General features: G+C 66.7%; 31 protein-coding genes. 10 read left to right on the forward strand and 21 right to left on the reverse strand.

Annotated features, from left to right (window positions below):
- Positions 1-5: 5 nt before the first annotated feature.
- Positions 6-182 (reverse strand): DUF3606 domain-containing protein, encoded by a 177-nt coding sequence (locus ACUDTM_RS02960; RefSeq protein WP_065426543.1) that lies wholly within the window; start codon positions 180-182, stop codon positions 6-8.
- A 249-nt stretch (positions 183-431) separates the two neighbouring features.
- Here ACUDTM_RS02960 and ACUDTM_RS02965 point away from each other — a divergent pair, with 249 nt between their 5' ends.
- Entirely contained in the window at positions 432-929 is a 498-nt protein-coding gene (locus tag ACUDTM_RS02965) for a YciE/YciF ferroxidase family protein (protein ID WP_005416567.1), read from the forward strand.
- A 39-nt stretch (positions 930-968) separates the two neighbouring features.
- Here ACUDTM_RS02965 and ACUDTM_RS02970 read toward each other — a convergent pair whose 3' ends face one another.
- From ACUDTM_RS02970 to ACUDTM_RS02980, 3 genes are read right to left on the reverse strand one after another with little or no spacing between them, the layout of a single operon-like run.
- Complete coding sequence (locus ACUDTM_RS02970) at positions 969-1,703, reverse strand: DNA-formamidopyrimidine glycosylase family protein (RefSeq protein WP_188241015.1); 735 nt, start codon at positions 1,701-1,703, stop codon at positions 969-971.
- A complete protein-coding gene (locus ACUDTM_RS02975; RefSeq protein ID WP_188241014.1) occupies positions 1,696-2,463 on the reverse strand; it encodes a DUF72 domain-containing protein in 768 nt (255 codons plus the stop codon). Before ACUDTM_RS02975 ends, ACUDTM_RS02970 begins: the two co-directional genes overlap by 8 nt.
- On the reverse strand, positions 2,460-2,927 hold the full coding sequence (locus ACUDTM_RS02980) for a BLUF domain-containing protein (protein WP_088497443.1): 468 nt from the start codon (positions 2,925-2,927) through the stop codon (positions 2,460-2,462). Before ACUDTM_RS02980 ends, ACUDTM_RS02975 begins: the two co-directional genes overlap by 4 nt.
- Before the next feature lie 303 nt (positions 2,928-3,230).
- Here ACUDTM_RS02980 and ACUDTM_RS02985 point away from each other — a divergent pair, with 303 nt between their 5' ends.
- Positions 3,231-3,566 carry a KGG domain-containing protein gene (locus tag ACUDTM_RS02985; RefSeq protein ID WP_133050517.1) on the forward strand — a complete coding sequence of 112 codons (336 nt, stop codon included), beginning with the start codon at positions 3,231-3,233 and terminating at the stop codon, positions 3,564-3,566.
- Between the two features lie 121 nt (positions 3,567-3,687).
- Here ACUDTM_RS02985 and ACUDTM_RS02990 read toward each other — a convergent pair whose 3' ends face one another.
- The 3 genes from ACUDTM_RS02990 to ACUDTM_RS03000 all read right to left on the reverse strand — a co-directional run bounded on the left by ACUDTM_RS02990 (position 3,688) and on the right by ACUDTM_RS03000 (position 5,657).
- Positions 3,688-4,596: a manganese catalase family protein gene (locus ACUDTM_RS02990; RefSeq protein WP_188241013.1), complete on the reverse strand. Its 909-nt coding sequence runs from the start codon at positions 4,594-4,596 to the stop codon at positions 3,688-3,690.
- A 39-nt stretch (positions 4,597-4,635) separates the two neighbouring features.
- Positions 4,636-5,157, reverse strand: coding sequence for a ferritin-like domain-containing protein (locus ACUDTM_RS02995; RefSeq protein WP_069138513.1), 522 nt, complete (start codon positions 5,155-5,157; stop codon positions 4,636-4,638).
- 158 nt (positions 5,158-5,315) lie between these two features.
- Positions 5,316-5,657: a hypothetical protein gene (locus tag ACUDTM_RS03000; RefSeq protein WP_080376901.1), complete on the reverse strand. Its 342-nt coding sequence runs from the start codon at positions 5,655-5,657 to the stop codon at positions 5,316-5,318.
- 205 nt (positions 5,658-5,862) lie between these two features.
- On the opposite strand from ACUDTM_RS03000, the gene ACUDTM_RS03005 reads away from it, so the two are divergent.
- Complete coding sequence (locus ACUDTM_RS03005; protein ID WP_072167057.1) at positions 5,863-6,255, forward strand: response regulator; 393 nt, start codon at positions 5,863-5,865, stop codon at positions 6,253-6,255.
- Positions 6,256-6,270: 15 nt separating this feature from the next.
- Here ACUDTM_RS03005 and ACUDTM_RS03010 read toward each other — a convergent pair whose 3' ends face one another.
- From ACUDTM_RS03010 to ACUDTM_RS03045, 8 genes are all read right to left on the reverse strand, one after another.
- The gene (locus tag ACUDTM_RS03010) at positions 6,271-6,669 is read right to left on the reverse strand and encodes a BLUF domain-containing protein (protein WP_072167058.1); all 399 of its coding nucleotides are present in this window, start codon (positions 6,667-6,669) and stop codon (positions 6,271-6,273) included.
- 138 nt (positions 6,670-6,807) lie between these two features.
- On the reverse strand, positions 6,808-7,236 hold the full coding sequence (locus ACUDTM_RS03015) for a BLUF domain-containing protein (RefSeq protein WP_188241011.1): 429 nt from the start codon (positions 7,234-7,236) through the stop codon (positions 6,808-6,810).
- A gap of 178 nt (positions 7,237-7,414) precedes the next feature.
- Positions 7,415-8,104 (reverse strand): glycosyltransferase, encoded by a 690-nt coding sequence (locus ACUDTM_RS03020; RefSeq protein WP_445391130.1) that lies wholly within the window; start codon positions 8,102-8,104, stop codon positions 7,415-7,417.
- On the reverse strand, positions 8,101-8,688 hold the full coding sequence (locus tag ACUDTM_RS03025) for a class I SAM-dependent DNA methyltransferase (RefSeq protein WP_065196295.1): 588 nt from the start codon (positions 8,686-8,688) through the stop codon (positions 8,101-8,103). Before ACUDTM_RS03025 ends, ACUDTM_RS03020 begins: the two co-directional genes overlap by 4 nt.
- A complete protein-coding gene (locus ACUDTM_RS03030) occupies positions 8,685-9,443 on the reverse strand; it encodes a PIG-L deacetylase family protein (RefSeq protein WP_072167062.1) in 759 nt (252 codons plus the stop codon). Before ACUDTM_RS03030 ends, ACUDTM_RS03025 begins: the two co-directional genes overlap by 4 nt.
- On the reverse strand, positions 9,431-10,372 hold the full coding sequence (locus ACUDTM_RS03035) for an acyl-CoA dehydrogenase (RefSeq protein WP_445391131.1): 942 nt from the start codon (positions 10,370-10,372) through the stop codon (positions 9,431-9,433). Before ACUDTM_RS03035 ends, ACUDTM_RS03030 begins: the two co-directional genes overlap by 13 nt.
- Before the next feature lie 109 nt (positions 10,373-10,481).
- A complete protein-coding gene (locus ACUDTM_RS03040; RefSeq protein ID WP_445391132.1) occupies positions 10,482-10,979 on the reverse strand; it encodes a hypothetical protein in 498 nt (165 codons plus the stop codon).
- 10 nt (positions 10,980-10,989) lie between these two features.
- Positions 10,990-12,153, reverse strand: coding sequence for a zinc-dependent alcohol dehydrogenase (locus tag ACUDTM_RS03045; protein ID WP_088497169.1), 1,164 nt, complete (start codon positions 12,151-12,153; stop codon positions 10,990-10,992).
- Between the two features lie 148 nt (positions 12,154-12,301).
- Between ACUDTM_RS03045 and ACUDTM_RS03050 the strand changes: the two genes are divergently transcribed.
- The 3 genes from ACUDTM_RS03050 (at position 12,302) to ACUDTM_RS03060 (ending at position 13,783) form a co-directional block, all read left to right on the forward strand.
- On the forward strand, positions 12,302-12,490 hold the full coding sequence (locus tag ACUDTM_RS03050; protein ID WP_088497168.1) for a hypothetical protein: 189 nt from the start codon (positions 12,302-12,304) through the stop codon (positions 12,488-12,490).
- Positions 12,491-12,589: 99 nt separating this feature from the next.
- Positions 12,590-13,228 (forward strand): DUF6766 family protein, encoded by a 639-nt coding sequence (locus ACUDTM_RS03055; RefSeq protein ID WP_111007729.1) that lies wholly within the window; start codon positions 12,590-12,592, stop codon positions 13,226-13,228.
- Between the two features lie 3 nt (positions 13,229-13,231).
- On the forward strand, positions 13,232-13,783 hold the full coding sequence (locus ACUDTM_RS03060; protein WP_111007730.1) for a cysteine hydrolase family protein: 552 nt from the start codon (positions 13,232-13,234) through the stop codon (positions 13,781-13,783).
- A 15-nt stretch (positions 13,784-13,798) separates the two neighbouring features.
- Here the strand turns inward: ACUDTM_RS03060 and ACUDTM_RS03065 are convergent, their stop codons facing one another.
- From ACUDTM_RS03065 to ACUDTM_RS03080, 4 genes are all read right to left on the reverse strand, one after another.
- Positions 13,799-14,032 (reverse strand): hypothetical protein, encoded by a 234-nt coding sequence (locus ACUDTM_RS03065; protein WP_111007731.1) that lies wholly within the window; start codon positions 14,030-14,032, stop codon positions 13,799-13,801.
- Between the two features lie 147 nt (positions 14,033-14,179).
- Positions 14,180-14,626: a Rap1a/Tai family immunity protein gene (locus tag ACUDTM_RS03070; RefSeq protein ID WP_242015815.1), complete on the reverse strand. Its 447-nt coding sequence runs from the start codon at positions 14,624-14,626 to the stop codon at positions 14,180-14,182.
- 45 nt (positions 14,627-14,671) lie between these two features.
- Positions 14,672-15,358 (reverse strand): hypothetical protein, encoded by a 687-nt coding sequence (locus ACUDTM_RS03075; protein WP_445391133.1) that lies wholly within the window; start codon positions 15,356-15,358, stop codon positions 14,672-14,674.
- 60 nt (positions 15,359-15,418) lie between these two features.
- Entirely contained in the window at positions 15,419-16,402 is a 984-nt protein-coding gene (locus ACUDTM_RS03080) for a LacI family DNA-binding transcriptional regulator (protein WP_072167068.1), read from the reverse strand.
- A 157-nt stretch (positions 16,403-16,559) separates the two neighbouring features.
- Here ACUDTM_RS03080 and ptsP point away from each other — a divergent pair, with 157 nt between their 5' ends.
- The 4 genes from ptsP to ACUDTM_RS03100 all read left to right on the forward strand — a co-directional run bounded on the left by ptsP (position 16,560) and on the right by ACUDTM_RS03100 (position 23,087).
- Positions 16,560-19,073, forward strand: coding sequence for a phosphoenolpyruvate--protein phosphotransferase (ptsP, locus tag ACUDTM_RS03085; RefSeq protein WP_445391134.1), 2,514 nt, complete (start codon positions 16,560-16,562; stop codon positions 19,071-19,073).
- On the forward strand, positions 19,070-20,026 hold the full coding sequence (locus ACUDTM_RS03090) for a 1-phosphofructokinase family hexose kinase (RefSeq protein ID WP_065186396.1): 957 nt from the start codon (positions 19,070-19,072) through the stop codon (positions 20,024-20,026). The genes ptsP and ACUDTM_RS03090 overlap by 4 nt, the downstream gene beginning before the upstream one ends.
- A gap of 86 nt (positions 20,027-20,112) precedes the next feature.
- Positions 20,113-21,819 carry a PTS fructose transporter subunit IIC gene (locus tag ACUDTM_RS03095; protein ID WP_334271194.1) on the forward strand — a complete coding sequence of 569 codons (1,707 nt, stop codon included), beginning with the start codon at positions 20,113-20,115 and terminating at the stop codon, positions 21,817-21,819.
- A gap of 14 nt (positions 21,820-21,833) precedes the next feature.
- Entirely contained in the window at positions 21,834-23,087 is a 1,254-nt protein-coding gene (locus ACUDTM_RS03100; protein ID WP_072167072.1) for a carbohydrate porin, read from the forward strand.
- A 113-nt stretch (positions 23,088-23,200) separates the two neighbouring features.
- Here ACUDTM_RS03100 and ACUDTM_RS03105 read toward each other — a convergent pair whose 3' ends face one another.
- Complete coding sequence (locus ACUDTM_RS03105; RefSeq protein WP_423172771.1) at positions 23,201-24,046, reverse strand: aldose epimerase family protein; 846 nt, start codon at positions 24,044-24,046, stop codon at positions 23,201-23,203.
- Complete coding sequence (locus ACUDTM_RS03110; protein ID WP_088497159.1) at positions 24,036-25,073, reverse strand: glycoside hydrolase family 43 protein; 1,038 nt, start codon at positions 25,071-25,073, stop codon at positions 24,036-24,038. The genes ACUDTM_RS03105 and ACUDTM_RS03110 overlap by 11 nt, the downstream gene beginning before the upstream one ends.
- Positions 25,074-25,085 lie beyond the last annotated feature (12 nt).

The raw sequence follows: 25,085 nt of genomic DNA on the forward strand, positions 1-25,085 counted from the left end.
CCGCGCTATTTTCCCAGATGCTTGCGGACCGCAACGGCGGTGGGGCCGACCGCCGCGACAGCGGCACGAAGTTCTGCGGCGGACACACCCAGCGTCGCGGTCCAGTACTGCAGCTCGTAATCTTCGTTGACGTTGATACGATCCCGGTCCGGGCTGCCGGTGTTCTTCTTGTCATCGCTCATGGGGGGTCTCCACGCGTGATCGGGCGTGAAGTGACCGTACCGGCCGGTGCATGGGCACGAAGCGATGCCATTGTGAAGCCATGGCGAAGACCTGGATGCATCGGCGGCAACGGATGCCGACAGATCCTGCATCGTGAAGACAGCGCGCAGAGTTCGCGTGGACGTTCCCATGCCGCCTTCACTTGGCCCCTGCCCGATCGCAACCGGTCAGGACCTACGCTGGGCACTCCACTCACTGCGGAGCCCAGTATGGCTATCAAGACGGCGGAAGACCTGTTCATCCACGAACTCTCGGATATCTACAGTGCCGAGAAGCAGCTGACCAAGGCCCTCCCGCGCCTGGCCCGTGCGGCCGAGAACCCGGACCTGGCGGCAGCGTTCGAAACGCACCTGGAAGAAACGCAGGGCCAGATCGAACGCATCGATCAGGTGGTGGAGGTGCTTGGCATTCGCCTGAAGCGCATCAAGTGTGCGGCGATGGAGGGCCTGGTGGAGGAAGGCAAGGAAGTGATCGACAGCATCGACAAGGGGCCGGTGCGGGATGCGGCCCTGATCGGCGGCGCGCAGAAGGTCGAGCATTACGAGATTGCGTCCTACGGCACCATCGCCGCGCTGGCCAAGCAGCTGGGCTACAAGGATGCCCTTCCGCTGCTGCTGGAGACGCTGGAGGAAGAGAAGGCCACCGACGAAAAGCTGACCCTGCTGGCCAAGGGCGGCGGCAACGCCAAGGCCGCGCAGGCCGCCTGACCGGCGCACGCCGGAACCCGGCGGCCACGGATGGCCGCCTCAGGGCCCGTACAGCACCTGATCATTCGGGCAGAAGAACGTGCGTCGCCGCGTCGTCCCCAGATAGAGCTTGCTGATCGGGCCACCACACAGGGGGCAGACCTTTTTCGTGTGCACCTGCCAATGCTTCTTCAGCTCGAAGCGGCGCTTCCACTCCAGGAAATCGAAGCTGTAGGCGCGAGCCTGCTCGATCAAGGCGGTAAGCCTTCGTGGCGGCAGGTCGCCCAGCCGGGAGGCGGGATGCACGCCTATCCGGAACAGCACCTCGTTCTTGATGATGTTGCCCACGCCGGCGAAGACGGTCTGGTCCAGGAGCGCATCACAGACCATGACGTCCGGCAGGGCCTTCAGCTTGCGCCGGGCCAGCTTCGGATCCCAGGCGTCGTTCATCACGTCCGCGCGCCAATCGTAGACATCGTCCAACGGCTCATCGATCAGCCGCACGGAACACGCATAGAAGTTCAGCTCGCCATTGTCGAACATCAGGGATACACGCGGCGGGGTTGGCTTCCTTTCATCGATGCGCCAGCTGCCGAACATCATCAGGTGGATGCGCAGCGTGTGGCGGCTGAACTCCAGCAGGAAGTGCTTGCCCCAACTGCGGACCGCCTTGACCCTGCGGCCCTGCAGCGGTGACAGGTCGATGCGGCTGTTGCCGGACACGGTGCGGACCACGTGCCCCTTGAAATGGCTCGCCGCTTCCCGCAACAGCACGATGGAAGGGCCTTCAGGCATGTGCGTTCTCCGACAGCAGCGCCTGCAGGCCCAGTGCGTTGCGGGTGGCATGGCCCAGTGCGGTATTGTCCAGTACGCACCAGGCGGGTCGTTGCGCGTCGGATTCGCGCCGCAGCCGTTCCGCGAGCCCGGCCAGGGTCTGCTCGCTGTACGCACTGCGATAGATCTGCGGTTGGCCGTGCCAGCGCCAGTAGCTCCACGTGCGGTCACCGCCGGGGATCGCTGCCGCCGGCACACGTGCCGGATCCGCGGCGACCCGTGCAACGCCATGCGCGCTCAACAGCGCATCGACCTCCGGCGTGAACCAACTCGGGTGGCGCGGCTCGCACGCCAGGTCGGCTTGCGTGCGTGCGCGCAGGCCCCGCAGGAAGGTTTCGGTCGTGATCGTGTCGTACACCAGGCTGGGCGGCAACTGCAGCAGCAACGGACCGAGCTTTCCGCCCAGCGCCAGCACGCCTTCAAGGAACTGTTCGAGCGGTTGCATTGCATCGCGCAGCCGACGCTCATGGCTGATCTCGCGCGGGAGCTTCACCGCGAACCGAAAGCCCTCCGGAACGCTCGCGGCCCATCGCGCGTAAGTCCTGGGCTGGTGCGGTCGATAGAAGGACGAGTTGATCTCCACCATCGACAGGCGTGTGGCATAGCGCTGCAGCAGGCTGTCGCCCGCGCCGAACGCTTCCTGATCCGCCCGCGGCAGCGACCATCCCGCACAACCGACGCGTGGTGGGGCGGGCGCAACCGGGGCGGCTGTGGCCTTCATCGTGCCAGCTGCCCGTCCGGTTCGGTGATGCTGGCCGCAGCTGCCTCCGTGTGCGACTGCGAAACCGACAGCAGTCGATCCAGGGCACTGGTGCCCGACTGCAGCGCCGACGCGCTGCGCACGAAGCCGGTCCAGTCGGAGATGGCGATCTTTCCCAGCGCCAGCTCGTCCACCCGCACGCTGCGCATCCGCCAGTGCGGAAACTGTCGACGCCCCACCCTGCCCCGGTTCAGTTCGACGATCCCACTGTGGCTGCTGGCGGCCAGAACACGCGTGTAAGCGGCCTTGATTCCTGCCTCCGGGCCTTCCAGGTACTGCAGGAAGCGCGAGCCATCGAACAGCAGTGTGCCGGTCACATCGACGGATTCGTTGAACTGCACCGCCTCCGCCACAAGCTGCTGCAGCCGTTGTTCCGTCAGGTTGCGGGAGGCTTCACTTACGTAGGCAATTGCTCGAAAAGGCATGGCACCACCGGTTGTTGCAGACCGCTCTACCTTAGCCACGCGGATCGTACGCGCGGTGAGATCGGTGTGGAGGCTGCGTCGAACTGTGGCGTGGCCCTTCCGCATCGCGTTGACGCGTGGTTGGGTTGCGGAAGAAGTGTCTGCCTGTGCGCACACGCGTGCACCATGGTTCGTGGAGGCAGGATGAGGAATCGCGGGCTCCCGGATGACGCCACGTTGGCAGCCATGCCACCGCCATCTAGCGCCGGATCTGGAAGATGGTCGCTGCCGCCAATCGGGCGGCTGAACCCAAGGAGACTTTCCATGGCCAACCAGAACCAGAACCAGGGCAACAGCAACCGCGGTTTCGCTTCGATGGACGAGGACAAGCAGCGCGAGATCGCCGCCAAGGGTGGACGTGCCGCGCACGAGTCAGGCAACGCCCATGAATTCAGCTCGGAAGAAGCACGCGAAGCCGGCCGCAAGGGCGGCGAAGCAGTGAGCCAGGACCGCCAGCACATGGCTGACATCGGCCGCGAAGGCGGCCAGAACAGTCGTGGCGGTGGCAACCAGGGAGGCAACCAGGGCGGCAACCAGGGAGGCGGGCAGCAACAGCAGGAACGTGGCGGCGGCAACAACCGCGGTGGCCAGCAGCGCTGATCTGCATTGAAACCCGATGTACCCCTTCGTGGGCGGACGTGATGTCCGCCCACTTTCGTGCGCCCTCGCGTCACTCACGGGCGTTTCAACTGGGGCGCCGCAGGCGGGCGCCCCAGGTTTTTCATGGCTCGCGTGGCGGCAGATCCAGTGCGCCCGCGCCCGGGCCGGCCCCCAGCTCGGCCCCGGTGGTCGGCCGCGCTTCCGGGTCGGAGAGCGTGCGCAGGGTCATGGCCTGCACCGCGGCCTGTTCGCGTGGATCGAGGTCCACCGTGCCGCTGCCGTCGCCACCGTCCACCGCAGCCTGTGCCTCGCGGTCGCTGACCCGCTCCCAGAGCTCGCCGCTGTTCCAGCTGCCCTGCAGGTCGTCGGCGCCGTCGCCCTGCGACATGTCCATGTACAGATCAGTGAACGCAGGATCCCCCGGCAGCTTGCCCGGTGGGAAGTTGGGCTGGATGCTGTGCAGCGCCTTCTCGAACGACTTCATGTGGGCGATCTCGCGGGTCATCAGGAAGCGCAGCGCATCCTTGATGCCCGAGTCGTCGGTGACGTTGATCAGGCGCTCATACACCAGCTTGGCGCGGGCTTCGGCCGCAATGTTCGAGCGCAGGTCTGCGCTGGGGTCACCGATCGAGTCGATGTAGGCGGCTGTCCACGGCACCCCACTGGAATTGACCAGCGCCGGGCCGCCGCCGTAGAGGATCTGTTCGGTGTGGCTGGTGCTGTTCTGCCCCAGCAGCCGCATGTCCTCGGCCTCGGCAAGGCCTTCGGACTGGATCGCCTTGGGCCCGCGGTTGAGCATGGCGATGATGGTGCCGATGATCTCCAGATGGCTGATCTCTTCGGTGGCGATGTCCATCAGCAGGTCCTTGCGCCCGGGATCGCATTCGCCAAGTCCCTGGGTGAAGTAGCGCATCGCGGCGGCCAACTCGCCCTGCGGGCCGCCGAACTGCTCAAGCATGAGGCTGGCGAGCTGCGGATTGGATTCGCGGACGCGCACGGTATACATCAGTTTCTTGTGATGAAAGAACATGAGGATTTCTCCAGTGGCTGGCGTGGGCTGGCTTTGCGGTCAACGCTTGGCCTGGGCGCCAGGCGTTTCGTCACGGTTGAGGAACGCACCGACCAGGCCGTCCTGGTGGTCCTCCAGCCAGCGCGCCATGGCAACCTCTTCCTGCAGGATCTGGCCACACACCGCCGCAATGTCGGGCGCGCCGGCGCGCTCGGCAGCGATCACCAGCGCCCGGTACGTGGCGATCTCGGTGTTCTCGAAGCCGAACGAAAGGCCCACGCTCTTGACCACCTCATCTTCCATCAGGGTGTTGCCAGCGGCGTGGATGGCGGCGGTCATGCTGGCGAACAATCCCTTTGCGGTGGGCACGCTTCCTCCCAGCGCCTCGATGCACTCCCGCAGGGAAGCGGCCTGCCCCTGTGTCTCCTGGACGTGCTGGCCGATCCGGGCAGCAAGCTGGGGGTAGTTCTCGATCCGCGAAGCCATGGCCTTCATCATGGTCTCCGCTTCCTGTTCCATGGCGTAGGCATCCTGCAGCCATTTCAGCAAGCGTTCGCGTCGGGTGTCGTTGTGGTCTGCCATTTCGATCTCCGGTCTGGGGCGACATGCCTCCGGAGAACATGGTGAAGCGCTGGCGATCACCGCCTTGTCGGGCGGTGTGAACCGCTGGAGGTGGCCGCTGCACGCGGCCCTGATGCGGCGATAACATGCAGGGACTGTGGGTTGGCCCCGCTCCGCGATCAGGGCATCGGGCTGGACAGTGCCGCGCCGCCGGCTCGACCTTGCAGGCTGCCACCCGACGCGCGCGGAGCGTCCGTCGCCACCAGTGCCTGCACCACACGGTGTTGCATACGATGAGCACCGCCCTCCACGCCCACGACATACACGAAGCGCCCATCGAACTTGGCGTGCGCGCCCTCCAGGAGATCGTCGGCCTGCAGGGCTCGCTTGAGCGACTTCATCCACGTGCGCTCAGGCATGCGGTCCAGTTCCACTACGATGGCAGTGCCACCGCAGTCCAGCGGCATGCACTCGACACGCAGCACGCGTGGAGAAGCAGAATCGGTTCCGGATAGCGGCATGAGAGAAGCTCCAATGCGGGGGACGGCGGCAGTATCCATGCCACGTGCCAAGGCGCCGTCAACGAGCTCCATCCGGCCCTGCACGCTGCCTCGACGGTGCTGGAGGCGCGCTTCACGGGCTTCGCGCCGGGCTGACAAGCCGCACGCGTCGTATTGATGCTGCACAGCACAGACTGGCACTCCCGAAGCAATACAGGCTGTACACATGCAATCCGGAATGAGCCAGCGCAGATGCAACCTGCTGCTGGTGGAAGACCAGCTCGACCTGGCAGCACTGATGGAACATGCACTTGAGGACGCAGGCGACCAGGTGACGCACGCCTACAGCGTGTTCGACGCGCTGGGACTGCTGGACACCCAGCGATTCGACGGCGCCGTGCTGGATGTCGAGCTTCGTGACGGCGTGGTGTTTCCAGTCGCTGATCGCCTGGCCGAACTTGGCATCCCCTTTCTGTTCGTCTCTGCGGTCTATGACCAGCTGGTGCCGCAGCGCCACCGCCGCGCCGCCTTCGTGGCCAAGCCGTTCCACGTCGACCAGCTGCAGGAGACTGTGCGGCGCGTGGTGGGCGACGCCTGCGCACCTTCTTCGGCACGCTGACCCCGACTGCAGCGGTCAACCCAGGTGCGGGGCCACCACCAGGCTCAGCTGGCGCAGCGCACCACCACGGGAGAGCCCGTCCCAGTTGCCACGCGCCACGCTGCGGATCTCGGAGGCCTCAACCCACAGCAACCGCATCGACCAATCAGGAAAGAATCGGCCTGAAACCCTGCCACGGCCCAGTTCGATCAGCTCGCGATGGCTGCGGGCACTGAGAATGCGGCTGTACACCACGTTGATGCTGTCTTCCGGTCCCTCGATGTACTGGAGGAAGCGGAGCCCATCGTAAAGAAGCACACCGGTAACGCAGGCTTCGAAGTTGAAGCCGGCGGCGGCCCTGGCGAGGTCGTCCACATGGTCCATGGAAAGCCCCGGTATCGCCTCACTTGCGTAGGCGATCGCGCGGAGGGGCACATTCGTTCCTTCTGGCGCAGGAGGTTTCCTGCGCGGCAATGATCGCTGCCCCGTTGTAGGCGGCGATGAGGGCCTTCAGGCGCTGGGGCACCGCCGCCTCTCCTCGGCTGCACACTACGCTAACACCCGTCCCGGACTTCAAGCGGCGTTCGCGTAGGGCTCAACGATTGCAAGCAGCTTCTGCATCGCTTCGTCTTCGTCCTGGCTGGTTACCGCCCGCTGGATGAAACGGCTCCAGTCCGCAAGGGCGATCATCTGCAGCTCGCCCGCGCTGACCGACAGGCAGCGCATTGGCCAGAACGGCAACCGCCGCTGCCCGACACGGCCACGCCCGAGTTCGGTCAGTTCGGTGTGGCTGCGGGCGCCGCTTACGCGGGAGAAGGCAACATCCAGCCCGTCGGCCGGGCCTTCCATGTATTGCAGGAAGCGCTGCCCGTCAAACAACAGGACCCCGGTCACGCCCGCTGATCGATTGAAGCGGGCCGCATCTTCCATCAGTGCAGCCAGGCGTTCCGGCGTGAACCCTGGGGCAGCCTGGCTGGCGTAGACAATCGCGCTGTTCGGCATCGACCGCTCCTGCTCTCCCAGCCGATCAATGTAAGGTAGGCAGCGTTCACGCGCCGTAAACGCGTACAGGCCACGCGTCACACATCGGCCGATGTGCCCGGGTTTCATGGGATTCGGCCTGGATCGGAGACGCCTGACGGCGCGACCGCATGCTGCGGTGCGGCGAAATGGCCGGTGTTTACACAATGACCCGCCCGGTCAGCACGGCAGGGGCACCCGCCGCCCCAATCTCCGCCAGATAGGCTGAAAATCCCCCTGCGGCGCGCCCTTCCAGACGCGCACTGGTGAAGACGACGGGTGCACCGGCCCAGCGTACATCCGCGCCGCAGGCCTGCAGCGCCCTCACCATCTGAACGTCTTCCCCGCAGCGCAAGGCAGGAAAACCGCCGACCGCATGATAGAAATGGGCAGAAACACCTAGGTTGGCACCATGGATGCGCCCGTGACCTTCCCCCCACTGCTGCCGCCCCTGGAATACCCTCCGCAGGCGATGTTCGGACGGGCAGCGCGCCGCAATGTCCACCAGTCCGCAGAAGGCGTCACACGGCTGCTCCAGTTGTCCAACCAACCAATTGCCAGGGACCTCGCTATCGGCGTCGGTGCTGGCCAGCCACCTGGCGCCGCGACCCAACAGCTCGACGGCGGCCGCTGCGCGGGCAATCCCCACGCAGTGTGCATCCAGCCGCACAATGCCGACGCGCTGTTGGTGGCAGATGGACGCCGTCGCATCCGAGCAAGCGTCCAGTGCAACCACCACTTCGACCGGTTCGCCGCCCAGGCCCGGGTGCAGGGCCGCCCTTCGGATCGATTGCAGGCAGCGCGCCATGCTGGCTGCCTCGTTGTGCGCGGGGACCAGAACGCCTATCACCGCAGGCCCTCGTTGCGGGCCAGTGACAGCGTGCCGCGCGTCCAGCCCTGCAGCACGAAGTCCGCATCGCGATAGTGGAAGGCTTCGTGCAGGCCGTGGCCCAGGCACCGATGCACGACTTCGGTCCGGCTCACCCGCCCGGGGAACGAGGGCAACCAATGGCACGCGACCAGCAATCCGTCGTCACGAAGTGCTTGATCGATTCCGGCACGCAGCTCGCGAAGAGCGCTCGTCCCCAGGTAGTAGCCCATCTCACCGCAGACGATCAGGTCGAAGCGCCCCGGCGGCCATTGCTCGGGGTGGCTGGCGCAGTGGACCTGCACGTGCGGCAGGTGGGCCAGGTTGCGGCGGGCCCGGAACGCTGCGCGCGGGCTGATGTCGGTGGCCAGCAGGCGCTCACAGCGGGCCGCCAGGGCCTCGGTCAGCACGCCGTTGGAGCATCCCAGCTCCCAGCCACGATTGAACTGGCGCTGGCTCAGGCTGGCCAGCAGCAACGCACGCTTGCGTTCTTCATACCACCGGCTGCGGTAGCCAAAAGGGTCTTCCTGCTCATGCAGTTCATCGAAGTACGGTTGCGCGCTCATGCCAGAAATACCTCGTAATCGCGGAAAAATCGGGCCAGTACATGGGAAGGCAGCACCGGCGGGCTGTTCAGGCCCGGCACGTTGCCCGTCTGCGTCCGGAACCGGGCGATCGCACTTCGTTTCACCGACGCCACTGCGGAAATGTCGACAAGCTGCGGGAACTCCCACGCCATATGCGCGCAGGCCGGATCCAGCCAGTGCCAGCCCCATACCGGGTACTCCAGGCGACGGCAACCCACTGCGCGCGCGGCGCGGCAGGCTGCACGCCCTGCCGCTTCGTGATCGGGATGCCCATCGAAGCGCCAGGGCGCCAGCACCAGATCGCCCGGCTGCAGGTGCTGCTGCAGCCAGTCCTGCAAGCCCTGTTCGTGCTTGCTGACCGCGCCATCGCCGATGCCGAGATGAAACGTCGCGTCGGCCGCAATCCCAAGTTCCGCCAGCGCCGCTGCAAGCTCTGCCCGACGCGCCGACCGCAGGCGGTCCGGTGTCCACCACGGCTCACCCGGATAACACGCTTCACCATCGGTCACGGCAATGACGCCAATCTCCATGCCCTGTGCCGCAGCTTGATGGAGCAGCCCTCCACAGCCAAGGATCTCGTCGTCGGGATGCGGCGCAACGACCACAAGGCGGTGATGGTCGGCGCACAGCGAGCGGGCGGGCGTGGACGGTTGCTGCCAGAGCCAATCGCAGCGCAGCCAGGCCTGTTCCAGAGTTCCCTGTCCTTGCAGGGGTGTGCTGGCTACAGCGCCCATGCGGTCTCCTCGGCTGCCCGCTGCTCCCCCAGCCACTGCCAATCGCGATCGGCATGGCACTGCCTGAGGAACACCGTCAGGTCCGCCCAGCGGCGGGCGTGCCCGTCTTCCAGGCACATCGGCGCCGGACCGAGCGCCCGACCTGCAAGGTCCAGGACGCGCGTCGCCGCCCGCTCGACCACGCAGCGCAGCCGCACTACGTCTTCCCGATGTGCCGATTGGGGCGCGTCGTCGATGCGCGAGGCCACTTCGCGAAGCAGCGCCGCAGCCGGCCCCAGGGCAAGGTCCGCTGCACCCAGCAGCCGTGCGCGGTTGCCGTCGCTGCAGGCCGGCCGCATGCGTTCAGCCAGTGCCACCGCTGCGCCAAACCAGACCGCCGCGATACCGGCTCCGCCATGCCAGAAGCCCGGCCGTTGCAGGTAGGCGTCGCGCGGTCCCAGAATCGTCATCGGTGCGCCGTCGAAGCGCACCGTCGTGGACGGAATGCCGGCCATGCCAGCCGCCGGCCAGGGCTCACCCGAAAGCGTGCACCAATGCTCCGCCGCCACATGGCACAGCCACACGCCGTGTGTGTTCCGCACGGTTACCAGTGCCGCATCCACCCACGCGCTGCCTGAACACCAGGGCTTGTCACCATACAGTCCACCGCCGGCGTCGATGCGCAGGGTGTTGGCTGGGCCTTCTGCGGCCCACACCGCCAGCAGCTGCCCTTCAGCAACCACAGGCGCGTTCAGCTCGGCAATGATCGCCTGGGCGTCGTAATGCGCTTCCAGCACCTTGGCCAGGCAGAGATCCTCTGCCCCCCACGCCGCCAGCGCCCGCCAGCGCTGCAGCGTGTGGCCACTTCCGGGCAAAGGCAGTGCGGGCTGCTGGGCGAGAACCTGGCGTGCACGGTTGAACAGCGAAGAAGGCAACGTCACATCCTGCATGGCCGATCTGCAATGAAGATAGGTCATGAACGTAGGCGCCCTGCGGTCACATCACTGTCTTGGCGGTGTGGCGGCCACATGAATACCCGGCGCAGTGTTCCTCACGCGCTCACCGCTGGCGCTGTTCGCTGGCACGCACGCACTGGCGCAGCTCCCACAGCCAGGGCAACACCACCAGGCCAAGCGCCGGCAGCAGTACGAACCCCCACAGCGCCGGTGCTGCCAGTGCCACATTGACTGCCCATCGAGGTTCGGCCTGCCACGCCACCCCGCCCAGCAGCACCCAGGGAGCGGCGTCGAGCACACTGTGCACGTGCTGCTCGGCCGGGCTGATGCGTCGCCGCCCGTCCGCGCTGACAGTGTCGAGGTAGCCGGCGATTGCGTGCGCGATGACCAGGACTGCCAGCAGCGTGACGAGCAACCACGTGCTTTCCAGCACGAGCCACGCCAGCACGCCGCTGCCGATGAGCAGCAGCTGCAGCCCATGCAGCAGGCTCTCGCGCATCGCGGACGTGTGCGGCAGGTCGGTACGCCGGTGAAAGTGGAAGTCCAGCGCACCGGCGGCCAGCCAGACTGCGTAGACACATGCCATGACAATCCAACTCATGACGGCCTGCTCAGGGAGTCAATACGATCTTGCGGCAGTCGTCGTCCTTGGCATCGAACATCGCATAACCTTGCGCCGCGTCGGCCAGGCGCATCCGGTGCGAGATGATGTCCCCCGGATCCAGCTTTCCTTCCAGGATTGCGTCCAGCAGCTCCGGCATCAGTCCCTGCACGTGAGTCTGCCCCATCTTGAATGTCAGGCCCTTGTCGAACGCATCGCCCAGCAGGAACCCGTGGATGAAACCGGCATAGACACCGGGAATGCTGACCACGCCGCCGCGGCGGGCGGCTGCGATGCACTGACGGATGGCCACGCCGCTGCTGCCTTCCAGTTTCACGGCGGTCAGCGCTGACTCCAGGGCACTGCCCTCGGCCTCGAAACCGACGGCCTCGATGCAGGCATCCACGCCGCGTCCACTGGTCTGGGTAAGGATGTAGTCGGCCGGGTCCTCGATCTCCTTGAAGTCGATCGGCGTCACACCATAGGCACGGCGCGCGTAGTCCAGGCGGTAGCGAAGATGGTCGACCATGAAGATGGTCTCCGCTCCCAGCAGCCGGCAGCAGGCCGCGCTCATCAGCCCAACCGGACCGGCACCGAAGATCGCCACTGTCGAGCCCGGCTTGACCCCTGCGTTCAGCGCGGCCTGATAGCCGGTGGGCAGAATGTCCGACAGGAACAGAACCTGTTCGTCGGCCACGCCTTCCGGGATGCGCAGTGGGCCCACATTCGCCTTGGGCACGCGCACGAATTCGGCCTGTCCGCCTGCCACGCCGCCATACAGATGGCTGTATCCGAACAACGCCGCCGGGGGCAGAAGGCCCTTCTGGTTCAGCGCAGCGCCCTTGCCCGGGTTGGTGGTCTCGCAGGCGGCATACTCGGCCAGCCGGCAGTGGAAGCACTCGCCACAAGCGATCACGAAAGGGATCACCACGCGATCGCCCGGCCTCACCTGGGTTACGCCGCTGCCGACCTCTTCCACCACGCCCATGAATTCGTGCCCCAGCACATCGCCGTCGTGCAGATCGGGAATCTTGCCCCTGTACAGGTGCAGGTCCGAGCCACAGATGGCGGTGGCGGTAACCCTCAGGATCAGGTCGTCCTCAGCTGCCAGCACCGGGTCCGGCACGGTCTCGACGCGCACATCCTTGCGGCCGTGATAGGTCAATGCCTGCATCGTGCTTCTCCAGAAGATCGGAACGACAGCATTGCAGGGACGCCCTCCTGCCCCGGTGACATCCAGGTGTGCGCAGCGTTCATTCCGCGGCGTCGTGGTGTTAACCCGGCCCGGGGCACGCTGCGAACACCCGCCACAGGAGCTCACCATGAACGACAAGCTGCCTTTCAATCCAACAACAGACGTGGACGATCAATCGAAAGCACACACGCCGGACAAGCGGCGCAATGGTCGAGCGAAGTGGAAGGAGCACGACATGCCGGACGACGGCGATGGCCCCAAGGCCGTACCCGAGGACTACGAGCGTCCCGATCCCGATCCGACGGGCAAGCGTTGAGGCCGCCTCACATCCTGGATGCGCCGGGTTCACGCGTCATGGTGCGCTGCCGGCGCAAGCTGCATGCACGGTTTCTGGTCAGGCTGAAAGAGGTGTTGCATGTGGAAACGCAACGGTCTCTCGCTGGTACTGCTCGCACTCACTGTCGTCTTCATTGTCGGGCAGGCAGTTGCGGGACATCACGTGCACAATCAGGAGTTGACGCAGCACGGGCGCGCGGCGATCGACCTCTGGCACTACCTGGCGACCGGGCATTTCGTGAGCGCTACATTCGAGAACTGGGAGAGCGAGTTCCTGCAGATGGGAATGTACGTTCTTCTGACCGTCGCCCTGCGCCAGCGTGGCTCGGCCGAATCCCGGCCCCTGGACCCGGCGCAGGAGCAGAACCGCGTCGAGCCGGGCCCTGCGCCGTGGCCGGTTCGTCGCGGCGGCGCATGGAAGGTGCTTTACGGTCACTCGCTTGCGATTGCCTTCGGGCTGTTGTTCCTGCTCAGTTTTGCATTGCATGCATTGGGTAGCTGGCGCGCCGAGCAGGTCGAGCAGCAGCTGCAGGGGTTGCCGGTGCCGGGTTTCCTGGAGCATCTGGGCAGCAGCACGTTCTGGTTCGAATCGATGCAGAACTGGCAGAGTGAGTTTCTTGCGGTGCTGTCCCTGGTTGTACTTACGATCTTCCTGCGGCAGAAGGACTCACCGCAATCCAAGCCGGTCGAAGCTCCGCACGCGCAGACAGGGGATTGAACCATGGGAAATGCTCCGTCAACCGCCTTGCTGATCATCGATATGTTCAGTCGCTTCGACTTCCCAGGCGCGCAGGCGCTGGCGCCAGCAGCGGAGCGGGCGGCCGCACAGATCCGACGCTTGAGAAACCACTTTGATGGCCACGGATGGCCGGTCATCTACGCCAATGACAATTTCTCGGACTGGAAGCGTGACTTCCGCCAACAGGTAGCACAGTGCCAGCGGGATGGAGGACCGGCCGGGCGGATTGCCGACCTCCTCTCTCCCCTGCCCGGTCACTACTTCGTGCTCAAGCCCAAGCATTCGGCGTTCCTGGCCAGCCCGTTGCCGATTCTGCTGGCCAAGCTTGGCGTGCGCAGCCTTTGGCTCAGCGGGATGACGGCCGATTCATGTGTCCTGGCTACCGCGCTGGACGCCAACGCCAGGGAATTCGACGTAGTGGTGGCACGGGAGGCCGTGGCGGGGACGCCGGCGCGGAAACAGCGTGCGATGGCGCTGCTCGCCGATTCGGGTGCAGCCCGGGTCGCACGGCTCGCCTCGCTGGTCCCGGCATGACCGGCCGGAGCGGGCTCAGGCCCGGTCTGCGATTCCCTTTACACCGGCGTGACCGGCGCAATGTGCGCAGCAGAAGATCTGACCGTTTCCTTCAACGCCATGCCCGATGATCGCGCAGTCGCAATGTGCGCAGCGCGGTGCGAACGCATGGATGGCGCACTCGAACGAATCGAAGGTGCCGCTGCGTCCACCCTGCTGGAGGGTGAAGCTCTTGTCGTAGTCATTGCCGCAGACATCACAGGTAGCCATGGGGCACCTCATGCGGAGAAAGGAGCATGCAGTGTCGCGGGCGCGGGTGTCGGCGGTCGTGAATGCATCGTGTCGCCAGCGTGCAGAACACCGATGTGTTCATTACGCGGGCTGCAGCCCGCGTTGCCAACGCCCAGCCCACGCGTCTCAGCGTGCCTTGCCGGGCTCGGCACTGCCACCAGGCGATGTGCCGCGACCACACGGAAACGCCGCGCGCAGCCCTTCGACAACCAGGGGAGACGCATCCTGTTGCAATCGCACGCGGGGCAGCTGCCGGAGATGGGAAGACACCTGATCGACCAGTTCATGCGGAAGGATCCGGCCCTGCCCACACCACTGACCGCGGCTGGCATCGGCGACACCCAGGATATAGCTGCTGGCCCGGGCGCTGGACAGCCCCCGGCAGTGTTCGCCATCGCAGAACCCGTCAGCGCCTTTGCCCTGCAGCAGCGTGATGAGCTCCGCACCACTGACAAACCAGGTGCGTTCCGGTTGCGTTGTGCCTGCCACGGCGGGTCCCACGAGGGCGCCGAGGCACAGTGTCAGGAGCCAACGCATGCGGCGGTGCGTGAGGCGGGCGTGATGTCCTTTCATATCGGGGTCCTGGCTGTCGTTTTTCTGGATTCCACGCGGTGCCGGTCAGAGTTGATCAAGCTGGTTGCGTGGTTGAAACGCCGGGTCGTCCTCAGCTTCCAGCATGGCGTCCACCAAGGCGTCGAAGGGCGCGGCAGCGGTATCCAGGTCCGTGGAAGAAAGGAATCCGGATTCCCCCTGGCCGGCCAGGGCAATCGCGGCAACGGTCTCGCGCTCACCTTCCTCTGCCCAGAGATAGTCGTGGACCAGTGCCACCCCGTGGTCGCCCGCCTTCAGGAAATCGGCCGCGCCCCGTGCCACAGCCAGAAACGCGATGAGATCGTAGAGGCTTTCCGAATACGTCAGCGATCCCGCAACAAAGTGCGTACCAGTGCGGTCATAGGCGGCAACCTGGATATTCTCGGCCTGCGCGGATGCAAGGAAGGCCTTCAATGCGGCGCGATTGTCGGGGTAGCGGGCCAGCAGGGCCTGGCAGTCTATGAGCAGTTCATCCAACGCCTCGTCGCTTGAAGACTCCAGGCATTCACCGTTGCCCAAGCGCCACGGCCCGGCGATGCATCGCCAGTCGGACCATCGGGATGGCGAAGGCAGGGGCGCCGCCAGCCATCTGGAGAGATCTTCGTGGCGCAACTGCAGGCGCAACAGCGCTGAATAAGGCTCTGACAAGGCGATGACCCATCCGGTCTGCGTGTCCAGATGGCTTTTAGCAGACAACGCGCGACCCGCCAACACCCCAGTGCCAGCCTCATGGACTGCGACTGCGACTGCTACTGCCGCAGGCGCAGCGCCGGACTATCGCGCAGCCGTTGACCCTCTCACCAGGCACCTTCCCGTCATCACGAGTCTGCGTACCGGCAGCTCCGGCATGCGCAGGCGCTCCAGCAACAGCGACATCGCGGCCCGCCCCATCTCTTCAACCGGCTGCTCGACCACGGTAATACCCGGTTCGACCAGCTCGGTCCATCGCTCGTTGTCGAAGCCTGCCAGCGCCAGCTCTCCTGGAATCGCAAGCCCAGCGCTGCGGGCCGCTTTCAATGCGCCCATGAGCAGCAGGCTGTTGCTGGCGACCAGCGCATCGGGACGCGAAGGACTGGTCAACCACGGCTCGACCGTTGCGATGGCGGCCTCGGCCGTGGGCTCTACCTCGCGGTAGTCCGGTTCCAGCCCGTGCCTGCGCATTGCAGCGATATAGCCGTCGCGGCGTTCGGCCGCCGTGGTACTGGTGCTGCCGAACAGGCCACCGATGCGGCAATAGCCGCGCTCGGCCAGGTGTTCGACCAGGCCCGCCATCGCCGCTGCGTTGTCGAGGACCACGCTGTCGATCGAGCCACCGGGTGCGGCACGATCGACCAGGACCGTAGGGTAATCCAGCGTGAGCCGGTCCAGCCGCCCCACCGTGGTCCGGGTGGGCGCAAAAATCAGCCCACTGATGCGTTCCTCATGCATCAACTGCAGATACAGCGCCTCGCGCTCGGGGTCCTCATCGGTGTTGCAGAAGGTGACGCGAAGGCCTTCCCGGTACGCGACTTCCTCCACGGCGCGGATCAGCGCGGTAAAGAACGGGTTGCGGATATCGGCCACGATCAGGCCGATGATGCCGGTATGCCGGGCGCGCAGGCGTCTTGCCTGCAGGTTGGGGTGATATCCGGTCTGGCGGATCGCCGCCTCCACCCGGCCGCGCACGGCCTCGCTGACCGGGCCGCCGCCGAGCACCCGCGACACCGTGGACTTGGATACCCCCGCCACGCGTGCGACGTCATTGATGCTGATGCTCACTGGTAACGTTCCCGGAATCGAGCGCTTTTCTGGGCCGGACGGCCCTCCAGCACCATGTTAACGCCAAAGGACTATTGGATTTTTGTGCACTGCACATTGAAATGGCGAGTGGGAACGTTCCCAATACATCTCAGCCACCCCTTCCGCGGAGCCCCCTTTGTCGCCCCAGACCTCCCCTTCCCCGGCCACCCGGGAACTGATCCGCCTGGACGCGCGGGCGCAGGACAAGACCGATGCCATTGCCCAGGTCGCCCAGATGCTGGTCGCGTCCGGCTGCGTGGCGCCGGGGTACGAAGCCAGCATGGGGCGGCGCGAAACGCTGGCGAACACCTTCCTTGGACACGGCGTAGCAATCCCGCACGGGCTTGGCGAGGACCGCCATCTGGTGCACCGCGATGGCATCGCCGTGCTGCAGTTGCCGCAAGGCGTGGAATGGAACCCGGGACAGGTCACCCGTCTGGTGGTCGGCATCGCTGCCCAGTCGGATACCCACATCACGGTGCTGCGCCGCTTGACCCGGCTGATCCAGGACGAGTCCACGCTGCAGCGGCTGTTCACCACCACCGAGGCGGGCGAGATCGTGAACGCGCTGGCCGGCGATGTTGCGATTGCCGCCACCCACGCGCCAGCGGTGGATCTGGCCGAGCGCTTCGAATGGACCATCGCTTACCCCAACGGACTGCACGCCCGTCCTGCCACGCGCTGGGCCGAGACGGCGCGCGGCTTCGCGGCCCGCGCGCAGGTCCGCGCAGGCGATCAGGCGGCCGATGCCAAGAGTCTGGTAGCGCTGCTTCAGCTCGGGCTGCGTGAGGGCGATGCCGTGCGTGTTTCTGCCGAGGGCGCCGATGCCCCCGCGCTGCTGGCTGCGCTGCGCAAGGTCATGGATGGATTGGTCGCACAGGAAAGGGCTGATGCCGAGCGTGCAGCCCAGCGCAAGGCAGCAGCCCCTGTCGCCGGGTGGAAACCACCCGAAGCGCAGGCGACGATCATTGGCATCGGCGCCAGCCCCGGATTGGCGATCGGCCCGGTGCATGTGCTGGCCAGCACGCAGGCGGAAGTCACCGACCGTCCTGCCCCGCTTGGCGAGGGCGGCGCACGCCTGCAGGATGCACTCGGCCGCACCCGCCAGCAGCTGGCCGCCCTGCAGGACGACACACAGCGCCGCCTTGGCGCTTCGGATGCGGCGATCTTCAAGGCGCAGGCCGCGCTGCTCGACGACACCGACCTGATCACCCGCACCTGCCAGCTGATGGTCGAAGGCCATGGTGTGGCGTGGTCATGGCACCAGGCCATCGAGCAGATCGCCTCCGGGCTGGCGGCGCTGGGCAATCCGGTGCTGGCCGGGCGCGCGGCGGACCTGCGTGATGTCGGCCGGCGCGTGCTGGCGCAGCTTGACCCTTCTGCTGAAGGTGGTGGCCTGGCGGATCTGCCGTCGCAACCGTGCATCCTGATCGCCACAGATCTGTCGCCTTCGGATACCGCCAATCTCGACACCAGTCGCGTGCTCGGCCTGGCCACCGCGCAGGGCGGGCCGACCTCGCACACCGCCATCCTCTCGCGCACGCTGGGCCTGCCGGCGCTGGTGGCCGGCGGCGCCGGGCTGTTGGCGATCCAGCCAGGCCGCGAAGCGATCATGGACGGCAGCGGCGGACGGCTCTACCTGTCCCCCTCCGAAGCCGATCTCGCCTCGGCACGCGAATGGATCGCCGAACAGCAGCAGATCCGCGAGCGCGAAGCCGCGCAACGCGCGCAACCCGCCCAGACCCCCGACGGCCACCGCATCGACATCGGCGCCAACGTCAACCTGCCCGACCAGGTGCCACTGGCACTGGAACAGGGTGCGGAAGGCGTCGGCCTGATGCGCACCGAGTTCCTGTTCCTCGAACGTGGCAGTACGCCCAGCGAGGAGGAGCAGTACACCACCTACCTGGCGATGGCCAAGGCACTCGACGGCCGCCCGCTGATCGTGCGCGCGCTCGACATCGGCGGCGACAAGCAGGTGGCGCACCTGGAACTGCCACGCGAGGAGAACCCGTTCCTCGGCGTGCGCGGCGCGCGCCTGCTGCTGCGCCGCCCTGACCTGCTGGAGCCGCAACTGCGTGCGCTGTATCGCGCCGCCAAGGACGGTGCACGCCTGTCCATCATGTTCCCGATGATCACGTCGGTGACCGAGCTGGTCGCACTGCGCGCCATCTGTGAGCGCCTGCGTGCCGAGCTGGAGGCGCCGGTGGTGCCGATCGGCATCATGATCGAAGTGCCGGCTGCCGCCGCTCAGAGCGACGTACTGGCGCGCCATGCCGACTTCTTCTCGATCGGCACCAATGATCTGACCCAGTACGTGCTGGCGATCGACCGCCAGAACCCGGAACTCGCCGCCGAGGCCGACAGCCTGCATCCGGCGGTGCTGCGCGCGGTCCGCGCCACGGTTGAAGGCGCACGGCTGCATGGGCGCTGGGTCGGCGTCTGTGGCGGCCTGGCCGGCGACCCCTTCGGCGCCATGTTGCTGGCTGGCCTGGGCGTGGACGAACTGTCGATGACTCCGAACGACATCCCGGCGGTGAAGGCGCGCCTGCGTGGCACCGCGATGACCGAACTGCAAGCGCTGGCCAGCACCGCACTGGGGTGCGAAACCGCCGAGCAGGTGCGCGGCCTCGATGGAGCGCGCGCATGACTGCCCGCGCCGTCACCGTGACCCTGAACCCGGCCATCGACCAGACCGTGCGCCTGGCCCGCCTGCAGCCAGGCCGCGTGCATCGGGCCGGCAGCTCCCGCGACGACGCAGGCGGCAAGGGCATCAACGTGGCGGCCTGCCTGGCCGACTGGGGCGTGCCGATCACCGCGCTGGGTGTGCTGGGCGACGGCAACGACGGCGTGTTCCGCACGCTGTTCCGCGAGCGGGGCATCATTGACGGCTGCCTGCGCGTTCCGGGCCATACCCGCACCAACATCAAGCTGGTCGAAGAGGCCAACGGCGAAACGACGGACATCAACCTGCCGGGCCTGGCCGTGGACGCTGCCGATCTGGACGCGGTGTCGCGCCAGCTCGGCGCCCTGCTCGCGCCCGGCCTGCCGGTCGTGCTGTCCGGCAGCCTGCCGCACGGACTGCCGGCCGATGCATGGGCGCGGTTGCAGGCGCAGGCCGGAACGGCCGGTGCGCGCGTGCTGCTGGACACCAGCGGCGATGCGCTTGCAGCTGCGCTGGACGGCGCGCGGGGCGCGCTGCCCTACGCCATCAAGCCCAACCGCCACGAACTGGAGGCCTGGACCGGCACGTCGCTGCCGGATCGCAGCGCACTGCGCGCTGCAGGCCAGGCCTTGGTCGAACGCGGTGTCGCACTCGTTGCCATCTCCATGGGGACCGACGGCGCGCTGTTCATTGATCGCGCCGGCGCCCTGGTCGCGCGACCGCCGCGTCTGGCCCAGGGCAGCACGGTGGGCGCCGGTGATGCCATGGTCGCCGGCATCGCCGCCGCGCTGTTGGAGCGCTCCCTCGACCTCGCCGCCTGTGCACGACTGGCCACGGCGTTCTCGATGAGCCGGCTGGATAGCGGAGACGCGCGGCGGCTCGATCCGGCGCAGGTGCGCGCCGGGGCCGGCGATGTACTGATCGAGCGGTTGGATTGAAACACCTGCCGGAGGAGCAGCGGTTGGCTTCGGGCCACCCGCGATGCCTCCGGCAAGGACGAACCCGAAGCATTCCAGGAGTTCCCATGCACGCTTCCACCGTAGTCATCGCCGCTGGCGAACGCAGCATCGAGGCGGTACTTGCCGCCGAGGCTCTGCGTCGCGCGGCCCGCCAGCGCGGGCTTGAGCTGATGATCGAAATCCGCAGCGACCAGGGCGTGACCGGCGCGCTGCCCGCCTCGGACGCCGCCTCCCCGACCCAGCTGCTGCTGGTGGGCGATGGCGAGGCAGACATCGCACGCTTCGGCAATGCCCGGATCGTGCATGCCAGCCTGGGCGAGGTATTGGACGATCCGGTCGCCGCGCTTGCACCGCTCGCAGCTGCGCCGGCCAGTGCCCCCGCCACCGGGGCTGGCAAGCGCATCGTTGCCGTCACCTCCTGCCCCACCGGCATCGCTCACACCTTCATGGCAGCAGAAGGCCTGCAACAGGCTGCCAAAGCGCTGGGCCATGCGATCCGGGTTGAAACACAGGGCTCGGTCGGCGCGCAGGATGCGTTGAGCAATGCGGAAATCGCCGCTGCCGATGTGGTGCTGATCGCCGCCGACCGCGAAGTCGATCTTTCGCGTTTCGCAGGCAAGCGCCTGTTCAAGAGTGGTACCAAGCCGGCGATCAATGACGGCCAGAACCTGATCCGCAAGGCGCTGGCCGAGGCCGGCGTGCACGCGGGGACAGCGGCTTCGGGCCGTACCGCAGAAAGGAACAAGAGCACCGGTCCTTACAAGCACCTGATGACCGGCGTGTCGTTCATGCTGCCGTTCGTGACAGCCGGCGGCCTGTTGATCGCCCTGGCGTTCGCACTCGGCGGCATCTATGCCTTCGACGACGCACACAAGGGGACGCTGGCCTGGTCGCTGTTCCAGATCGGCGCCAAGTCCGGTTTCATGCTGATGGTGCCGGCGCTGGCCGGCTACATCGCCTACTCCATCGCCGACCGCCCCGGCATCGCGCCCGGCATGATCGGCGGGCTGGTTGCGGTCAACATGGACGCAGGTTTCATCGGCGGCATCCTGGCGGGCTTCATCGCCGGCTATGGCGTGCACTGGATCAACCGTGCGCTGCGCCTGCCGCGCAGCCTGGAAGGCCTCAAGCCGGTGCTGATCCTGCCGGTGCTGGGCACGCTGCTGGTCGGCCTGCTGATGATGTACGTGATCGGCACGCCGGTGGCCGCACTGCTGGCCTGGCTGACCGACTGGCTGCGCGGCATGGAGGGCAGCAGCGCGATCCTGCTCGGTTTGCTGCTGGGCGGCATGATGGCCGTTGACATGGGTGGACCGGTAAACAAGGCGTCCTACGCCTTCTCCACCGCCCTGATTTCCAGCCAGGTCTACACGCCGATGGCGGCGACCATGATCGGCGGCATGACGCCACCGCTGGGCATCGCGCTGGCGACGTGGTTGTTCAGCAACCGCTTCACTGCCGAGGAGCGCGGCACTGCCGGTGCCGCCGGCGTGCTCGGCCTGAGCTTCGTGACCGAGGGGGCTATTCCCTACGCGGCACGCGATCCGCTGCGCACCATTCCTGCGCTGATCCTCGGCTCGGCCGTGGCCGGTGCGATCTCGATGGCCGCAGGCGTCGAGTTGAAGGTGCCGCACGGCGGTGTGTTCGTGCTGCCGATCCCGAACGCGGTCACCCATCTTGGTGTCTACCTGCTGGCGCTGTTGGCCGGCGTGGCGGTCACCGCGATTGCACTGCGCATCCTCAAGAAGCCGGTCACAGCCCCCACCCTGTAAAAGGAACCCCGCCCATGACCTGCCCTTCCTGCCGCCTGGTGCCGGTAGCGATCCTGCTGACCCTGCCCTCACTGGCCGTAGCTGCCAACGCGAGTGATGTCTTCACTCCCAAACTGGCTTACACCGGCGAGGCGGCCGCCACGCTCGATGGTGGCAAGCGCAGCGGCACCGCTTACGCCGGCCAGCTGATGTTCGGCGCCGATGTTGACCTCGACGCTGCGTTCGGCTGGCGGGGGGCCACGATCAAGGCCTATGGCATCAATCGCCACGGCACCAACCTCGCCAACAGCAGCACCGGCAACAGCACCTCGGTGCAGGAAATCTACGGCGGCCAGGGGACCCGCCTGGCCAACCTGACCCTGGAACAGAAGCTGTTCAACGACCGGCTGGTGCTGGAGGCCGGTCGCAGCGTCGCCAACATCCACCACCTCGGGTCGGAGCTGTGCCAGTACTTCCAGGGCAACTCGGCGTGCGGCAACCCGACCTACGTTTTCCGCACCAGCAACTTCACCTGGTGGCCGGTGTCGAGCTGGATGGCCGACGCCACGGCCTGGGTGACGCCCGATGTCTATGTCCGCATCGGTGCCTACCAGGTCGATCCCAGCCAGGCCGAGGATGGCCAGCATGGCCTGAAGTGGAATACGAACCAGGCCACCGGCTGGATCGTGCCCTACACGATCGGCTGGCGCAGCCCGGCTTCGGCACGACTGAAAGCCCGCTACGAACTCGGTGGCTGGCAGGACAACTCGACCTATCGCGATCCGCTGCGCGATGCCAACGGCATTCCCGCGCTGCTCAGTGGCCAGGAGTACGCGGCACGCCACGGTCGCTCCGGTGCGTTCGCGCGCTTCGAGCAGCAGCTTACCGGCGATGGCAATGGCCGCGGCCTGACCCTTTTCGGCGCCGCGCTCAAGGGTACCTCCGGGCAGCTGATCGAGGATCACTTCCTGCAGGCCGGGCTTGTGCAGAAGGGCACGTTCGCCCGCCGGCCGCAGGACAGCATCGGCTTCGTCGTCACCCGGCAGAAGTACAGCGGCATCGCGCTGGAGAACCTCCGCCTGGCCCGCGCTGCCGCCGGCGGCAGCGGCACCCCGCACGGAAGCCAGGTGATGATGGAGCTGAGCTATGGCATCCAGCTCACCCCGCAGCTCAGGATTGCACCGAACCTGCACTACATCGTGCATCCGGACCCGTTCAACGAACCTGCGCGGCAGCGGGACCTGCCGAATGCACTGATCGCGGGCATGCGGGTTGACTGGAACCTGTAGCAGATGGCACGTGTCGGTCAGGCGCAGCCCGTGTCAGGCACCAGGGTCCACAACCGGTCCAGGCGGCGTACCGATACTCCGGAACCAGGGCGATTGCGGGCCCTGGCCGGGCTTCAGCTGCTGTCCGCCACCCACGCCAGTTCGAACGTCAACGCGAGGCGCTGGCCAGGCTCCAGCCGGTGCGGTGCCAGCGTGAAGCCGTCCGGCGGGCCACTCTGCGGTTCGACACAGGTGGCGTGCGGCGCAGCGTCGTAGACCACCCAGTGGTCGTGGTCCGACCTCAGCCGCAGGCGTTGGCCTTCGCGTACCAGCGTGATGTCACCGTCGGCAACGAAGCAGTCATCCCAGGGGCCGGTGGTGGGCTCCACGTGGGGCAGCGTGGCAATACCTTCCCTGTCCCGCGGATACATCGCGCGAGGATTGAACAGCAACCGGTCCGGCTTCCTGAACCAGGGGTGCCAGCCCAGCACCGCCGGCATCGCCTGCTCGCCGGCCTGGACCGAAAGGCGCAGCTGCAGGGTGTGCCCCTGCAACCGCAGTTCCAGCATGGCAATGCCACCGAAGGGCCAGTAGCTGTCGCGCGGCAGCTGCAGCGACACCTCGGCTGCGACCGCATCCAGCCGGTCGATCTGCCAGGGTCGCGAGAAGCCGACCCCATGGATGGCATGCCCGTCGAAGTTGAGCGGCAGCCGATGCGGCATGCCGTCAAAACGGAACTGTCCACGGCGGATGCGCCCGGCCCACGGCACCATCGGGTAGCAGCCCCAGGCGATCGCCGCCGCCCCGGTCTCCTGCGCGTCCACCAGCCATTCCACGCCCCGGTAACGTAGGTGCGCGATGCGCCCGCCCGCCGCTGCGGCGAGCGCAACCTCCAGTTCGCCGCATCTCAGCCAGTGCAGCTGACCGGCCGGCAGCGGGGCCAGCGCATCATCCCTCGGCAACATGTGCTCAGGCCCCATAGGGATTGATCGTGCGGATGCTTCCGTCCGGCTCCATGTGCAGCGGCGTGCACTTGGCTGAGCGCAGGTGGGTAATGCCGCCGGACATCAGCGCATCGTGATAGAACAGGTACCACTGGCCCTGGAACTGGCAGATGGAGTGGTGGGTGGTCCAACCGACCACGGGGGTGAGGATCACGCCAGCATAGGTGAACGGCCCGTACGGGCTGTCACCCACGGCGTAGCACAGCTGGTGGGTGTTGCCAGTGGAGTACGACAGGTAGTAGCGACCCTGGTACCTGTGCAGCCACGGGCCTTCGAAGAAACGGCGCGCATGGTCGTCCGCACGCAGCGGCTGGCCATGCTCATCCAGGATCTGCACTTCGCGGGTGGGTTCGGCCAGCTCGGTCATTCCAGCATCCAGGCGGCCCACGCGCGGCCCCAGGGCCGGCGCGCCGCCCTCGGGTTCCTCGTGCGCTTCGCTGTACTGGTTGTCACGATACTTCTGCAGCTGCCCGCCCCAGATGCCACCGAAGTACAGGTAGTGGCTGCCATCGTCGTCTTCGAACACGGCCGGGTCGATCGAGTACGCGCCCTTGATCGGCTCCGGCTGGGGTACGAACGGGCCCTCCGGTCGCGCACCGATTGCCACGCCGATGCGGAACCGGCCCTCGGCGTCCTTGGCCGGGAAGTACAGGTAGTAGCGGCCATCGCGACAGGCGGCATCGGGAGCCCACATCTGTTTCCGCGCCCACGGCACGTCGCGCACGTGCAACGCCATGCCGCAATCCACGGCCGCGCTATCGGGCGTATCCATCTTCAGCACATGGTAATCCTGCATGCCGAAGTGGCCGCCTTCATCGTCGAATGGCTGGCCACCGTCGATGTCGTGCGACGGATAGATGTACAGGCGCCCCTCGAATACGTGCGCCGAAGGGTCGGCGGTGTAGATGTGGGTCACCAGCGGTTGCGAAATGGCGTGTGCGCTGAGCTGCGCGAGACGGGCTTCGCTGGCCTGGCCGTCTTCACCGGCAGAGAGGTCGATCATGGTTGTCATCTT

Source organism: Stenotrophomonas maltophilia group sp. vghtpe118 (assembly GCF_052605195.1).